The organism is Streptomyces sp. DI166 (genome assembly GCF_900091315.1).
Lineage (GTDB): Bacteria > Actinomycetota > Actinomycetes > Streptomycetales > Streptomycetaceae > Streptomyces > Streptomyces fuscus.
The window spans coordinates 49,013-63,217 of sequence record NZ_FLSP01000006.1; the positions used below are offsets into that span (position 1 = coordinate 49,013).

Consider the following 14,205-nt stretch of genomic DNA (forward strand, 5'->3'; position numbering starts at 1 on the left):
GTGCGCGCACCCATCGTCGTGGCCGGCGCCTCCATGGCCGGCCTGCGCACCGCCGAGCAACTGCGCGCCGCGGGCTGGGACGGACCGATCATCCTGATCGGCGACGAGTCGCACATGCCCTACAATCGGCCCCCGCTCTCCAAGGAGGTGCTGGCGGGCAGGGCGACCTTCGACTCCCTCGCCTTCCGGCCGCGCACGGCCGTCGCCGACGTCACCTGGCGGCTCGGCACCAAGGCCGTACGCGCCGACCTCGACCGGCACCTCGTCGAACTCGACGACGGCGAGGCCCTCACCTACGCCGGACTCGTCATCGCCACCGGAATGCGCCCCCGGCGCCTGCGCTGCCCCGGCCCCACCACCGGCCGGCACACCGTCCGCACCCTGGACGACGCCCGCGGCCTGCGCGACGCGCTGACCAGGCCGGGTGTGCGCGTGGTCGTGGTCGGGGCGGGCTTCATCGGCTGCGAAGTCGCCGCCACCGCCGTGGCGCTCGGCGCCGCCGAGGTCACCGTGGTCGACCCGCTGCCGCTGCCCATGATCGGCCCCCTCGGCGAACCCCTCGCCCGGGCGCTGCGCGACCGCCACGAGCAGCGGGGCGTCCGCTTCGCCCTCGGCACCGGCGTGACCGCCTTCGAGGGCGAGGACCACGTCACCGGAGTGATCCTGGCGGACGGCTCGGTACTCGCCGCGGACGTGGTCGTCGAGTCCGTCGGCTCCGTCGCCAACACCGAATGGCTCGACGGCAACGGCCTCGACCTGACCGACGGCGTCCTCACCGACGAGCACCTGCGCGTCGGCTGCCGCCCCGACGTCGTCGCTGTCGGCGACATCGCCCGCTTCCCCAACGCCCGCTACGACGGCGTACCGCGCCGCGTCGAGCACTGGTCCATCCCGACGGACACCGCCAAGCACGCCGCCCGCGTCCTCGCCGCCCACCTGGGCGGCACCGAGTCCGGCCTCGCGCCCTTCGCCCCGCTGCCCACCTTCTGGAGCGACCAGCACGACTTCCGGCTCCAGTCCTTCGGCGCCCCCGCCCTCGGCAAGGACGACATCCGCGTCCTCGAAGGAGACCTCGACGGGGACGTCCTGGTCGGCTACCACACCGACGGCCGCCTGGTCGGCGTCGTCGCCCTCGGCGGCACCGCCGCGGCGGCAGCGGCCGCCCGCCACCGCGCCGAACTGCTAAAGCAGCCCGCCCTCACCGCCTAAGGACCTCGCTGACCATGACCACCGTTCGTGGATTCTTCTCCCCCAAGACGGCGAGCGGCGCCTCGTCACTGATCCCCTCCCCGCCCTGGCGCTACTCCGGCGACCTGCTCACCGTCGAGTACCGCACCGACCCCGCCCGCGTACGCGAACTGCTCCCCGAGCCGCTCCAGCTCGCCGACGAGGACCCCGGTGCCGTCGCGCTGATCTGGGCCGACTGGCAGTCCTGCTCGACCTCCGGCGACGAACTGCTCGACCCGGTGCGCGCCCAGTACAAGGAGGCCTTCGCCGTCGTCCGCTGCAAGTACAAGGGCCGGACCTACACCCGCTGTGTCTACATCTGGGTCGACAAGGACTTCGCGATCGCCCGCGGACTGCACCAGGGCTACCCGAAGAAGCTCGGCTCCATCCACCAGACCCGCCCGCACCCGTACGGGCCCGCCCCGCGCATCGAGGCCGGCGCGCGCTTCGGCGCCACCCTCGCCGCCGCCGACCGGCGCCTGGCCCAGGCCGTGGTCACCCTGCGCGAGCCGTCCGAGACCAACGGCTTCGTCAACGGCCACCCCATGGCCCACCACCGCTGGCTGCCGTCCATCGAGAAGGGCAAGGGCCTCGCCCTCGACGAGCTGATCGAGTCCGGCGCCGCCTCCTTCGAGGGCGGACAGCCGTGGATGGGTGACGCCGAGCTGGAACTGTTCGAGGCCCCCACCGAGGAGCTGGCCCGCCTGGAGGTCCGCGAGCCGATCGCCGCCTACTACCGGCAGCTCGGCGTGGTCTGGGACGGCGGCCGACTGCTGGAGTCCGGCACGTCCGGAGCCGAGTGAACCCGCCCCCCACCCCGCGAGGAGCCCCCGCGACATGAGCACCCACTCCATCACCGTCGCCGGTGTCGCCGTCGACACCCGGCACTTCATTGGCGGCGAACGCGTCGCCTCCACCGAGACTTTCACCGACGTCTCACCCATCGACGGCAGCACCCTCGGCGAGATCTCCCGGGGCACCGCCATGGAGGCCGCAGCCGCCGTCGCCGCCGCCAAGGCGGCCTTCCCCGGCTGGGCCGCCACCCCGCGCGCCGAACGCGCCCGCATCCTGCACGCCATAGCCGACGGCGTCGACAAGCGCCTCGAAGAGCTGGCCATCGTCGAGACCACCGACAACGGCGCCCTGCTCCGCTCCCACCGTCGCGGCGTCATGCCCCGCGTCGCCCACAACTTCCGCTTCTTCGCCGACTGGCTGCTCACCCTCGGCCACGAGGACTTCGACACCCGCGGCCACACCAACCACGTCAGCTGGGACCCGGCAGGCCCCTGCGTCCTGATCACCCCGTGGAACGCCCCGCTGATGCTGGCCACCTGGAAGATCGCCCCCGCCCTGGCCGCGGGCAACACGGTGATCCTCAAGCCCGCCGAATGGACCCCGCTCACCGCGTCCCTGCTCGCCGACATCGCCACCGAGGCCGGGCTGCCCGCCGGTGTCCTCAACGTGGTCCAGGGCTACGGCTCCGAGATCGGCGACGCCCTCACCTCGCACCCCGACGTGCGGCGCATCAGCTTCACCGGGTCCGTGCCGACCGCCCAGCACATCGCCGCCTCGGCCGCCGCCAACCTCACCCCGCTCAGCCTCGAACTCGGCGGCAAGTCCCCGCTGCTGGTCTTCGCCGACGCCGACCTCGATCTCGCCGTCGACCTCGCGGTCGAACAGTACGACAACGCCGGGCAGGTGTGCCTCGCGGCCACCCGCATCCTGGTCGAGGAATCGATCGCGGAGGAGTTCACGCGCCGCTTCGTCGAGAAGGCCCAGCAGCTCAAGCAGGGCGACCCGCGCGACGAGGCCACCGACATCGGGCCCAACATCCACCCCCGCCAGCTGGAGAAGATCGACGGTTTCGTGCAGCGGGCCCTCGCGGCCGGCGCCCGCGCCGTCATCGGCGGCCACCGCAACGAGGGCCAGTACTACGCGCCGACCCTGCTCACCGACGTGGCGCAGGACAGCGAGATCGTCCAGGAAGAGGTCTTCGGGCCCGTCCTGACCCTCCAGACCTTCACCACCGAACAGGAAGCCGTCCGGCTCGCCAACGGCACCCGCTTCGGCCTGGCCGCCACCGTCGCCACCGGCGACCGCGCGCGCGCCGAACGCGTCACCGCGCAACTGGTCGCGGGCACCGTCTGGGTCAACTGCTTCTTCGTCCGCGACCTCCAGGCCCCCTTCGGCGGCTCCCGCCAGTCCGGGGTCGGCCGCGAGGGCGGCACCTGGAGCTTCGACTTCTACTGCGACCTGAAGAACACCGTCACCGCGCCGAAGGGATGGAAGGACCATGGGTGAGATCGTCGGAGCGGGCCTGCTCGCTCACGTCCCCACCATCGTGCTGCCCGAGGAGACCCGGCTGGAGCTGAACGGGGGCAAGGAGATCACCCTCGTCACCGGCCTTCAGCAGCTCAGGAAGGACGTCTTCGAGCGCGACGACTACGACACCGTGGTCGTCCTCGACTCCCACTGGGCCACCACCGTCGAGTTCGTCGTCACCGCACAGGACCGCAGGGCCGGACTGTTCACCTCCGAGGAACTGCCGCGCGGCATGAGCCGTATGCCGTACGACTTCCCCGGCGACCCCGAACTCGCCCGCAACATCGCCTCGTTCGCCGACAGGCACGGCACCTGGATCACCGCGATCGACGACGCCTACCTGCCGATCTTCTACGCGACCATCAACCTGTGGAAGTTCCTCGGTGAAGGCCTGCCCGACAAGCGGTGGGTGACCATCGGCGTCTGCCAGACCGGCGACATCGAGGACCATCTGCGCCTCGGCCGGGCCCTGGCGGACGGCATCGCCGCCACCCCCGGCCGCCGCGTGCTGCTCATCGCCTCCGGCGCCCTCTCGCACACCTTCTGGCCGCTGCGCGAACTGCGCGACCACGAGGCCAGCGACCCCGCGCACATCTTCACCGCCGAGGCGCGCGAGGCCGACTACGAGCGCATCGCCTGGTTCAAGGAGGGCCGTCACGACAAGGTCCTCGACACCATGGACGAGTTCTCCAGGTACAGGCCCGAGGCGAAGTTCTTCCACTACCTGATGATGGCCGGCGCGCTCGGCGAGCAGGCCTGCGTCGCCAGGGCCCGCCAGTACGGCGAGTACGAGAACTCCATCGGCACCGGCCAGGTCCACCTCTGGTTCGACCGCCCCGCCGACGGCTGGACCGGCGCCGGACTGCCCGCACCGACCGCCCCGCGCACGCCGCACAGCCGCGGCTGAGCGTCCCCGAAAGGCTTCACCATGCCCGAGTACCGCCGCATCCTCCTCGACGGCGCCGCCGTCGAGACCGTCCGTGACGGTGACGAGCTCGTCGCCGGGGACGGCCGCCGCGTCAAGATCGACGACGCGCACCACCTGCCCCCCGGTCGTCCCCTCAAAGATCATCGCCGTCCACCTGAACCACCGCAGCCGGGTCGACGAGTTCCAGATCGGCCTGCCCGACACCCCCACCTACTTCCACAAGCCCACCTCCTCCCTCAACTCCCACCAGGGCGCGATCGTGCGCCCCGAGGGCTGCAAGTGGCTGAACTACGAGGGCGAGATCGCCATCGTCATCGGCAGGACCGCGCGCAACATCGCCCCGGCCGACGCGGGGGAGTACATCGCGGGCTACACCATCGCCAACGACTACGGCCTGCACGACTTCCGCGACACCGACGCCGGGTCGATGCTCCGCGTCAAGGGCTCCGACACGCTGTGCCCCCTCGGCCCCGGCCTGGTGACCGACTGGGACTTCCATGGCAAGCGGCTGCGCACCTACGTCAACGGCGAGGTGGTCCAGGACGGCTCCACCGACGAGATGACCTGGGACATGCACTACCTCGTCGCCGACATCGCCCGCACGATCACCCTGTACCCCGGAGACGTGCTGCTGTCCGGCACCCCTGCCAACTCCCGGCCCGTCCAGCCCGGCGATGTCGTCGAGGTCGAGGTCGAGGGCCTCGGCCGCCTTACCAACCGCATCGTCACCGGCCCTGCCGCGATCCGTACGGACGTCGGCGCGCAGCCCACCGAGTCCGAGGAAGTGGTCTCCACCGCGCTCGGCGGCGACTGGGAGTTCCGTGGCGTCAGGCCTCCGCGGCGCTGACCGGAGCGCCGCCGGTAGGGTCGTCGGCATGACCGAATCCGTCGAACCCGCCGGTGAGCGCCGTGGTCGCAAGCGCGTGACCAACTACGGGACAGGGCGCACCGCCCTGCTGGAGGCCGCCGTGCGCGTGGTGGCCAAGGGCGGTCTGCGCAAGCTCACCTACCGTGCCGTGGCCGAGGAGGCCGGTGTCACCCACGGGCTGGTCGTCCACCACTTCGGCTCGCGGGACGCGCTGATCGAGGAGGCCGTCACCCACGCCATCCGCACCTCGCTCAAGGACAGCACGCTCGGCATCGGCAACGGCAGGCCCGCCGACTTCGCCACGGGCCTGACACGGATGGTGCAGTCCGGGCCCGAACTGCAGGCGTTCCAGTACGAGTTGCTGCTGGAGGCGCGGCGCAGGCCGGAGCTGCTGACCCATCTGCGGAGCCTGTACGAGGAGTACTTCGAGGCGACCAGGAGCGAGCTGGCCCGCATGCTGCCGGGACCGGTGGACCGGGGCCTGTCCCGGCTCGTCTTCGCCGCCCTGGAGGGCCTGGTGCTGCACCAGCTCGTCTTCGGCGAGCAGGACGTCACCGAAGAGGCACTCGCGGAGCTGCGGACCCTGCTGGAGGGGCTGGCCGGGGGCCCTGCGAGCACCTGACCCGCGTCCCACCCAGGAGCCCCGGCCATCCGGCCGGGGCTCAGCCATGCGCCTCCGCCCGGCCCCGGAAGGCTCCGCTACCGACGCGTACGCGTACGTCGTGTTACGGCGACGTAAGGATCCGCCGCGCCGCCCGGATTCGCCGTTCCCAACCCCTTGTCAAACGGATAGTTCGGCCACCAGGATGAGGCAACTCGTTTGGCCTGAAACGATCCTTCCCTTCTCTGGCAGGTGATCCGAGTGGACAGTCAGACGGCAACCGCGAAGCGGACCGTACGGGACGCCCCCACTGCAGCAACGCTCAAGCCCAATGCCCTGGGTGTTCTGGGCATCCTCTTCTTCGTACTGTCCGGTCAGGCCCCGCTCACGGGCATCGCCGGTGCCGCCCCGATCTCGGTCGCCATCGGCAACGGATCCGGCACACCGGCCGCCTACGTGGTGGCCGGAGCCGTGATCCTGCTCTTCTCCGTGGGCTTCGTCGCCATGGGACGCCACGTCGTGGACGCCGGCGCCTTCTACACGTACATCGGCACCGGCCTCGGCCGCTCGGCCGGCGCCGGCAGCGCGAGCGTCGCCCTGTTCGCGTACTGCGTCATCCAGGCCGCGATGTACGGCCTGTACGGCTCCATCGTCAGCGCGCTGGTCGCCGACCACACCGGCGTGGATTTGGCGTGGTGGGTCTACGCCCTGGTCACGATGGCCGTCGTGCAGGCCCTCGGTGCCGCGGGCATCGAGATGGGCGCCAAGGTGCTGGCCGTCTTCGTGCTCGCCGAGTTCTCCATCCTGCTGGTCTTCGGCCTCGTCACCTTCTTCAAGGGCGGCGGGCCTGCCGGACTCGGCGTGGCCGACAGCTTCTCCCCGTCCGCGGCGCTCCAGGGCGCGCCCGGCGTCGCCATCATGTTCGCCGTGGCGTCCATGTTCGGCTTCGAGGCCACCGCCATCTACGGCGAGGAGGCCAAGGAGCCGAAGAAGACCGTGCCGCGGGCCACCTACCTGTCGGTGATCGTGGTCACCGCCTTCTTCGCCCTCACCTCCTGGATGCTCATCTCCTCCTATGGCGCCGCCCAGGCACCCGCGGCGGCGGGCGAGGCACTGACCGCCGGTGACTCCGCGGGCTTCGTCTTCGCCCCCATCGCCGACCAGTTCGGCGGCTGGGTCAACGACGTCCTGCCGATCCTGCTCGCCACCTCCCTCTTCGCAGGTGTACTGACGTTCCACAACTCCGCCAACCGTTACCTGTTCTCACTCTCCCGCGACGGCCAGCTCCCGTCCGGCCTGTGCCGCCTCAACACCCGGCACTCGCCCTGGATCGCGGGCTGCACCCAGACCGTGATCGCCGCCGCCCTGGTCGTACCGTTCGCCCTGGCCGGTGAGGACCCGGTGCTCACCCTGTTCTCCTGGTTCAGCGGTCTGGCCGTCCTGGCGATGATGCTGATGTACCTGCTGACCTCGGTGTCGGTCGTGGTGTTCTTCCGACGCAGCCGCGAGGACACCCGTACCTGGAACACCCTGGTCGCACCCGTGCTCGGCGCGATCGGCCTGGCCGGGGCGATCTGGCTGATCCTGGCCAACTTCACCACGCTGATCGGCGGTTCGACGACCACGGCCGTCGCCCTGGTGGCCGCCGTACCGGTCGTCATGGCGCTCGGCGTGCTCAACGAGCGGGTCCGGCGCCGCCGCACCACCACCCCCTGACGGACTTGTCCACCCACCTGCGCAGGCGCACCCCGCACAGGGTGCGCCCGCGCAGGCTCCCGACGTGGTCTGGAGGACCGCATGACCACAGCCACCCACGACGAGTGGCTGCACCGCGCCAAGACGTTCGCACCGCCGCGCACCCATCTGATCGACGGCGAAGAAGAGGCCGGGGGCGGCAGCACGTTCACGGTTGTCTCACCGCGCGACGGCCATGTCCTGGCCGACGTCGCCGACGCCGGGCAGGCCGAGGTCGACGCGGCCGTGGCCGGCGCCCGGCGCGCCTTCGACCATGGCCCGTGGCCACGCCTGGCCCCCGCCGAACGCGGCCGCGTCCTGATCCGTATCGCCGAACTGCTGGAGGAACACCGGGCCGAACTCGCGCTCGCCGTCAGCCTGGAGATGGGCAAACCCATCACGGACGCCCACGACATCGAACTGCGCGCCGTGATCAACACCTTCCGCTGGTACGGGCAGCTCGCCGACAAGGTCACCGACGAGTCCCCGCACACCGCCCCGGACGCGCTGGCCCTGGTCACCCGGGAACCCGTCGGCGTCGTCGGCGCGGTCGTCCCCTGGAACTTCCCCCTCACGCTGGCCGGTTGGAAGGTCGCACCCGCCCTCGCCGCCGGCTGCACGGTCGTACTCAAGCCCTCGGAGAACTCACCGCTGTCCGCACTGCTGCTCGGCCGACTGGCCCTGGAGGCCGGACTGCCGCCCGGCGTGCTCAACGTCGTCGCGGGCGACGGCCCGGTCGCCGGCCGCGCCCTCGGACTCCACCCCGACGTGGACGTCCTGGCCTTCACCGGCTCCACCGCCGTCGGCCGCCACTTCCTGCGCTACGCCGCCGACTCCAACCTCAAGCGCGTCTGGCTCGAACTGGGCGGCAAGTCACCCAACATCGTCCTGCCCGACGCCCCCGACCTGGAGAAGGCCGCCGCAACCGCCGCCTGGGGCATCTTCTTCAACCAGGGCGAGATGTGCACCGCGCCCTCCCGCCTGCTCGTGCACTCCTCGATCGCCGAACAGGTCACCGAAGCCGTCGTGGCCCGCGCCCGCGCCCTGCGCGTCGGCGACCCGCTCGACCCCGCCACCGAGATGGGCGCCCTGGTCGGCAGCGCTCACCTGGACCGCGTACTCGACCACATCCGCGCCGGGGTCGACGACGGCGCCCGCCTGCGCGCGGGCGGCACCCGCACCCTCACCGAGACCGGCGGCGTCTATCTCGAACCGACCGTCTTCGACCAGGTCACCCCAACCGCCCGGCTGGCCCGCGAGGAGATCTTCGGCCCCGTCCTGTCCGTCCTCACCTTCGACGACCTCGACGAGGCCGTCGCCCTGGCCAACGCCACCGAGTACGGCCTCGCCGCCGGACTGTGGACCTCCGACCTGTCCACAGCCCACCGGGTCTCCCGCGCTCTCAAGGCGGGCACGGTCTGGGTCAACTGCTACGAGGAAGGCGACCTGACGGTCCCCTTCGGCGGCATGAAGCAGTCCGGCAACGGCCGCGACAAGTCCGCGCACGCCCTGGAGAAGTACACCGAACTGAAGACCACCTGGATCCAGCTGTGACCACCCACCGCCCCCTGATCGCGATCCCGGCCCGCTTCTCCGCCACCACCTCCGCCCTGCGCCACGCCGCCGAGGTCAACGCCCGCGCCCTGATCGAAGCCGTGTGGCGGGCGGGAGGCGAGCCCGCCACCGTCCACCCGCACGCCCCCGGCGGCACCGCCGACCCCGCCGAGGTCGCCGCCCGCCTCGCCCGCTTCGACGGTCTGCTGCTGCCCGGCGGCGGCGACCTCGCACCCCACCGCTACGGAGCGGCCGACGCACACGAAACCGTCTACGACGTGGACGACGAACAGGACGCCTTCGACCTGGAGCTCGCCCGGCAGGCCCTCGCGACCGGTCTGCCAACCCTGGCGATCTGCCGCGGCCTGCAAGTGGTGAACACGGCCCTGGGAGGCACCCTGCACCAGGACATGGGCGGCCCCGGCCGGGAACACCGCCACCTGCGCCACCCCGTCTCCCTCGCCCCCGGCTCCGCCGTCACCCGGATCACCGGCGCCGACAAGGCCGAAGCGTCCTGCTACCACCACCAGCACGTGGACCGGCTCGGCTCGGGGCTGACCGTCACCGCCCGAGCGGCCGACGGCACCATCGAAGCCCTCGAACTCACCGACGGCCGGGGCTGGTTCCTCGCCGTGCAGTGGCACCCCGAGGACACCGCCCACGAAGACCCCGCCCAACAGCGCGTCTTCGACGCACTGGTACGGGCCGCGCACACCACCGACTGAGACGAGGCCGCTGCGATGGCGCTGTTCCGCCGCCGTACCGCCACCACCGCGCGTCTCGCGCCGGAACTCGACGACGCGGCACTCGGCCGCGTCCTGCGCGCACTGACCGGCGCGCCCGGCGCGGGGCCCCAGGACATCCTGGTGGCTCAGATCGAACAACTCCTGCGCGACGCGGCGGACGACTGGGACCGGCGCGGCCACCGCGTCACCGTACTGGCCGGGGCCGCGCCCGCCCTCGCCCGCCGCTGGCGACTGAAACACCCGCGCAGCGCCGACGCCCTCGTCCTGCACGCCTGGGCCGACGTCCTCACCGCACGCCTGACCGGCCGCCTCGACGACCCGCCCGCCACCCTGGACACCTGCCGGCGCGCCGCCGACGCGGCACCCACCGACCCCACGCCCTGGGTCGCCCTGCTCGCGGCCCTGTGCGTCGAGGCCCGCACGAGCGCCGAACTGACACCGATCTGGAAGGAGATCGCGGCACGCGACCCCTGGAACCGCGAGGCCTACCTGACGATCCTCGTCCACCTGTCACCGGACGGACAGGGCAGCCTCGCCGCGCAACGGGAGTTCCTCGACGACGTGGTCACGGTCATGCCGCCCCAGGCGCCGCCCGCGTGCCTCCCGCTCGCGGCGGCCGTGGACCAGTACCACCGCGAGATGGCCGGAAGCGGCGTCGGCGCACTGGTGGCGGCCCGCTTCTGGGAGCAGCCGCAGAACGCGACCCTCCTGGACCGCATCGCGGGCGTGTGGCCCCGGCCGGACCACCTGCGCCACGCCGCCCGAGTGGCCGACCTCAACCTGCTCGCGTACGCCCTGGCGAAGGCGGGGCGATCGGCGGAGGCCCGCTGGGCGTTCGAGGCCACGGAGAACCTGGTGTCCCCCTGGCCGTGGCAGTACGAGGGCGATCCCGTGGAGCGCTACAGCCACACGAGAACCAGGATCGGATGACGGTGCTCAGCTCTGTGCGCGCCGCCCACTGCGGCGGGGCGCCGGAGCCTGACCGTCGAGCAGCGACCTCCGCCGGTCCTCGCCCTCCTCCTCGACCTGGAGCACCACGCGTCGCAACGCGTCGGCGAGGCCGAGGCACTCCTCGTCGGTCAGCCGGGAGGTGACGAAGGCCTCCTCCTCGTTGAACGCGGGGAAGACCCGCCGCATGAACTCCTCGCCCTCGTCGGTCAGGCTCAGCAGGACGAGCCGTCCGTCGGTGGGGTGGGCGGAGCGCCGCAGCAGCCCGCGCGACTCCAGAGTGCGCGCGACGCCGGTCAGCGTGCCCTTCGAGATCCCCGCCTCCTCGGCGACGTGCCGCGTCTCCGACTCCCCCCAGACCCACACCACCCACAGCACCACGAAGGCGGTCCAGGTCAGGTCCGAGCCGCGCAGCACGGAGTTCTCCAGGTGGTGCCGCACGGTGGTGGCGGCCCGGTACATGTTGGCCACGGCTGCCATCTGCGCACGCCGAACGGGAATGCCGCCCAGCTTGGCCTCCGCGAGCTTCTCCGCTTCGGTGATGGATCGCTGGCCGGGCAAGCGTGCTCCCTGGGTCTCCTCGGCGGAACCGGACGGCAGGCGGGCCTGCCCGGTCGTTCGGATACAAATTGTACGGGCGGGACTCCGCCCGACCCCCGCCCCGCCCCCCTGACTGACGGTCGGCTATTCCAGTGGTGATGTGATGCCGGGGATGCCAGACTGCCGCGATGATCGACGGTCTCCCTGACGGCCTCACGGCCCGGCACCCCACGGTCGAGGACCATCCACGTGTGCTGGCCGTTCTCGAAACATGGTGGGGCGGCCTGAAGGGCGAGGCAGGAGCGCTGGAACGGGCTCTGCTGCTACCCAGGCTGTACTTCCAGCACTTCACCACGACCAGCTACGTCGTCGAGCATCGCGACGGCCAACTCGCCGCGTTCCTGGTCGGATTCATGTCGCAGTCCGAGCCGGACACCGCCTACGTCCATTTCGTGGGCGTCGACCCGGCCCTGCACGGGCGGGGGATCGGCCAGGCCCTCTACGGTGCCTTCTTCGAACTGGCGCGAGCCCACGGCCGCCGAGTCGTGCGCTGCGTGACCAGCCCGGAGAACACGGCCTCACAGGCCTTCCACACCCGACTCGGCTTCACCGCTTCAATGCCCGTTGACGACTACGACGGTCCGGGGCTAACTCGCGTGGCGTTCACCCGCGTTCTGGAGTTGGCCTGATGGGGCGCACCCACCTGCTCCGTCCAGGTCGCTGAGGGTTGTGTCCTGAGGGGGAGCCGCGGCTCGTCCGCCGTGTTGGCGACGAGCCCGATGAGCCTGCCGCGAAGGGCTCCCACTTGATCAAGGCAAGGTAGTGCGCGGCGCGTTCGTCGCCGTCCCGCGCATGCGACCGCTCGTGGAGTGCGGGCTCTTGCGCGGCGGACAGCTTCTCCTGTGGGTCGAGCGTGTCCCGTGTGGTCTCCCGCTGCGCGCGCAGGGACATTGATTCCGGTCTGTTGGCCTCCGACTCTCCGGCTCGGCGCGGACGCCGACGCTGCCGCTACCGCATCGCCGCAGGTGAGCGGCCTGCGCTCGCTGATCGTGGTGGCTCGCCCGCGTATTCCGGCCGTGTTCTGGCGAGCACTCCGCCGAGAACTGAACCCTTGTTGTCAGAGAATTACGAAAACTGCGCGGGATCTTGCGTTCACTTGTCGTCGGTGGTTGAGTGTGCCGCACCCCACAACGCATCCGCCGTCCGGTGGTGGGGTGACCTTCCACGTTCATGCCCGAAGGGGACCACCCATGAGAAGTGCCAGGTTCCGCCGTACTCGCCGCGCCAGCGCGGTCGCCCTCGTCTCCGCGCTCACGCTGACCGCGCTCGCCGCCTGCGGCACGAGCAGCAGCGACAACGACGGTGGCGCTTCCGACGGCGGCGGCTCGTCGGATCCGTCCGCGCCGCTGGACCCCAAGACGAAGGTGACGATCACCATCGACTGCATGCCGCCCGCGGCGAAGGCGGCCGAGCTGAAGGAGTGGAAGGAGGACGTCAAGGAGTTCAACAAGACCTACCCGAACGTCACCATCGAGGGCCGCTCCACCCCGGGCCAGTGCCTGGAGCCGCCGCGCTTCACCGCGATGCTGAAGGCCAAGTCCCAACCCGACGTCTTCTACACGTACTTCACCGACCTACCCCAGGTGCTCGACCACGACGGCGCCGAGGACATCACCGCCTACGTCAACGACAAGACCGTCCCGGCGCTGAAGGACATCGACCCGAACGTGCTCGGCACGCTCAAGCACGACGGCAAGCTCTACGGCCTGCCCACCAGCAACTACACGATGGGCCTGCTGATCAACCGCAAGCTCTTCAAGCAGGCCGGCCTCGATCCCGACGCCCCGCCGCGCACCTGGGCGGAGGTCCGTACCGCCGCGAAGAAGATCGCCGATCTCGGCGACGGCATCGCGGGCTTCGGCGAGTACAGCGCCGCCAACACGGGCGGCTGGCACTTCACCGCGCAGATGTACAGCATCGGCGGCGAGATCGTCGACGCGAGCGGCAAGAAGGCCGCGTTCAACAACGAGTTGGGCAAGCAGGTCGTGAAGAACCTCCGCGCCATGCGCTGGGAGGACGACAGCATGGGCAAGACCCAGCTGCTGAAGTGGGGCGACCTGCAGAAGCAGATCGCCACCGACAAGCTCGGCATGTTCCTCGCCGCACCCGACGACATCGCCTACATGGCGCAGCAACTGGGCGCCAAGTACGAGAACTTCGGCATGGGACCGATACCCGGCGAGAAGGCCACCCTGGCCGGCGGCAACAGCTACATGATCAAGAAGGGGATCTCGTCCGACAAGATCAAGGCCGCGGTCGCCTGGCTGAACTTCAAGAACCTGACTGTGGGCAAGGGCCAGTTCGACTGGGAGCGCACCAAGGCCGACGGACTGCCGGTCGGCGTCCCGCAGCCCAACTTCTGGCTGAACGAGTCCAAGACGAAGGACGACGCGGCACGCTCCGAGCACGCCACGATGCCGGTGGAGAACTTCAAGACCTTCATGGACAACCCGGTTGCGGGCAAGGCGGAGCCGCCCAAGGCGCAGGAGATCTACAAGGTCCTCGACAACGTGATGTCCGGCGTCCTCACCAACAAGGACGCCGACGTCGACAAGCTCCTCAGCACCGCGGAGTCGCAGGTCAACCAGATCCTGGCCAACCAGTGACCACCAGGGCGGGGCGGCGTGCGCGGCCGCCCCGCCCCGCGGCCCGGCCGCGGCACCACACACGGCAGATG

12 protein-coding genes and 1 pseudogene are annotated in these 14,205 nt (G+C 71.0%); 12 read left to right on the forward strand and 1 reads right to left on the reverse strand.

What is annotated here, in order from left to right; genetic code table 11:
• From GA0115233_RS04710 to GA0115233_RS04755, 10 genes and pseudogenes are all read left to right on the forward strand, one after another.
• Positions 1–1,209 carry an NAD(P)/FAD-dependent oxidoreductase gene (locus GA0115233_RS04710; protein ID WP_093718792.1) on the forward strand — a complete coding sequence of 403 codons (1,209 nt, stop codon included), beginning with the start codon at positions 1–3 and terminating at the stop codon, positions 1,207–1,209.
• Between the two features lie 14 nt (positions 1,210–1,223).
• Positions 1,224–2,030 (forward strand): acetoacetate decarboxylase family protein, encoded by an 807-nt coding sequence (locus GA0115233_RS04715; protein WP_093718793.1) that lies wholly within the window; start codon positions 1,224–1,226, stop codon positions 2,028–2,030.
• 34 nt (positions 2,031–2,064) lie between these two features.
• Entirely contained in the window at positions 2,065–3,528 is a 1,464-nt protein-coding gene (locus tag GA0115233_RS04720) for an aldehyde dehydrogenase (RefSeq protein ID WP_093718794.1), read from the forward strand.
• Positions 3,521–4,456 (forward strand): 3,4-dihydroxyphenylacetate 2,3-dioxygenase, encoded by a 936-nt coding sequence (locus GA0115233_RS04725; protein ID WP_093718795.1) that lies wholly within the window; start codon positions 3,521–3,523, stop codon positions 4,454–4,456. Before GA0115233_RS04720 ends, GA0115233_RS04725 begins: the two co-directional genes overlap by 8 nt.
• 21 nt (positions 4,457–4,477) lie before the next feature.
• Positions 4,478–5,324 (forward strand): annotated as a pseudogene (locus GA0115233_RS04730) (fumarylacetoacetate hydrolase family protein).
• Between the two features lie 28 nt (positions 5,325–5,352).
• Positions 5,353–5,967, forward strand: a complete 615-nt coding sequence (locus GA0115233_RS04735; RefSeq protein ID WP_093718796.1) for a TetR/AcrR family transcriptional regulator — start codon at positions 5,353–5,355, stop codon at positions 5,965–5,967.
• A gap of 240 nt (positions 5,968–6,207) precedes the next feature.
• A complete protein-coding gene (locus GA0115233_RS04740) occupies positions 6,208–7,662 on the forward strand; it encodes an APC family permease (RefSeq protein WP_093718797.1) in 1,455 nt (484 codons plus the stop codon).
• A gap of 81 nt (positions 7,663–7,743) precedes the next feature.
• Positions 7,744–9,234 (forward strand): aldehyde dehydrogenase, encoded by a 1,491-nt coding sequence (locus tag GA0115233_RS04745; protein WP_093718798.1) that lies wholly within the window; start codon positions 7,744–7,746, stop codon positions 9,232–9,234.
• Positions 9,231–9,959, forward strand: a complete 729-nt coding sequence (locus GA0115233_RS04750) for a gamma-glutamyl-gamma-aminobutyrate hydrolase family protein (protein ID WP_093718799.1) — start codon at positions 9,231–9,233, stop codon at positions 9,957–9,959. The genes GA0115233_RS04745 and GA0115233_RS04750 overlap by 4 nt, the downstream gene beginning before the upstream one ends.
• A 15-nt stretch (positions 9,960–9,974) precedes the next feature.
• Complete coding sequence (locus GA0115233_RS04755; protein ID WP_093718800.1) at positions 9,975–10,910, forward strand: hypothetical protein; 936 nt, start codon at positions 9,975–9,977, stop codon at positions 10,908–10,910.
• Between the two features lie 6 nt (positions 10,911–10,916).
• Here GA0115233_RS04755 and GA0115233_RS04760 read toward each other — a convergent pair whose 3' ends face one another.
• Complete coding sequence (locus tag GA0115233_RS04760) at positions 10,917–11,489, reverse strand: MarR family winged helix-turn-helix transcriptional regulator (RefSeq protein WP_093718801.1); 573 nt, start codon at positions 11,487–11,489, stop codon at positions 10,917–10,919.
• Between the two features lie 167 nt (positions 11,490–11,656).
• Between GA0115233_RS04760 and GA0115233_RS04765 the strand changes: the two genes are divergently transcribed.
• Positions 11,657–12,157 carry a GNAT family N-acetyltransferase gene (locus tag GA0115233_RS04765; protein ID WP_093718802.1) on the forward strand — a complete coding sequence of 167 codons (501 nt, stop codon included), beginning with the start codon at positions 11,657–11,659 and terminating at the stop codon, positions 12,155–12,157.
• A gap of 561 nt (positions 12,158–12,718) precedes the next feature.
• Positions 12,719–14,134, forward strand: a complete 1,416-nt coding sequence (locus GA0115233_RS04770) for an ABC transporter substrate-binding protein (protein ID WP_093718803.1) — start codon at positions 12,719–12,721, stop codon at positions 14,132–14,134.
• The last annotated feature ends 71 nt before the right edge of the window (positions 14,135–14,205 follow it).

What these genes read in the sequence shown, in the direction of transcription:
- GA0115233_RS04770 (WP_093718803.1), top strand. Translation starts at nt 12,719, where the DNA reads ATGAGAAGTGCCAGGTTCCGCCGTACTCGCCGCGCCAGCGCGGTCGCC.
- GA0115233_RS04745 (WP_093718798.1), top strand. Translation starts at nt 7,744, where the DNA reads ATGACCACAGCCACCCACGACGAGTGGCTGCACCGCGCCAAGACGTTC.
- GA0115233_RS04715 (WP_093718793.1), top strand. Translation starts at nt 1,224, where the DNA reads ATGACCACCGTTCGTGGATTCTTCTCCCCCAAGACGGCGAGCGGCGCC.
- GA0115233_RS04720 (WP_093718794.1), top strand. Translation starts at nt 2,065, where the DNA reads ATGAGCACCCACTCCATCACCGTCGCCGGTGTCGCCGTCGACACCCGG.
- GA0115233_RS04725 (WP_093718795.1), top strand. Translation starts at nt 3,521, where the DNA reads ATGGGTGAGATCGTCGGAGCGGGCCTGCTCGCTCACGTCCCCACCATC.
- GA0115233_RS04735 (WP_093718796.1), top strand. Translation starts at nt 5,353, where the DNA reads ATGACCGAATCCGTCGAACCCGCCGGTGAGCGCCGTGGTCGCAAGCGC.
- GA0115233_RS04755 (WP_093718800.1), top strand. Translation starts at nt 9,975, where the DNA reads ATGGCGCTGTTCCGCCGCCGTACCGCCACCACCGCGCGTCTCGCGCCG.
- GA0115233_RS04765 (WP_093718802.1), top strand. Translation starts at nt 11,657, where the DNA reads ATGATCGACGGTCTCCCTGACGGCCTCACGGCCCGGCACCCCACGGTC.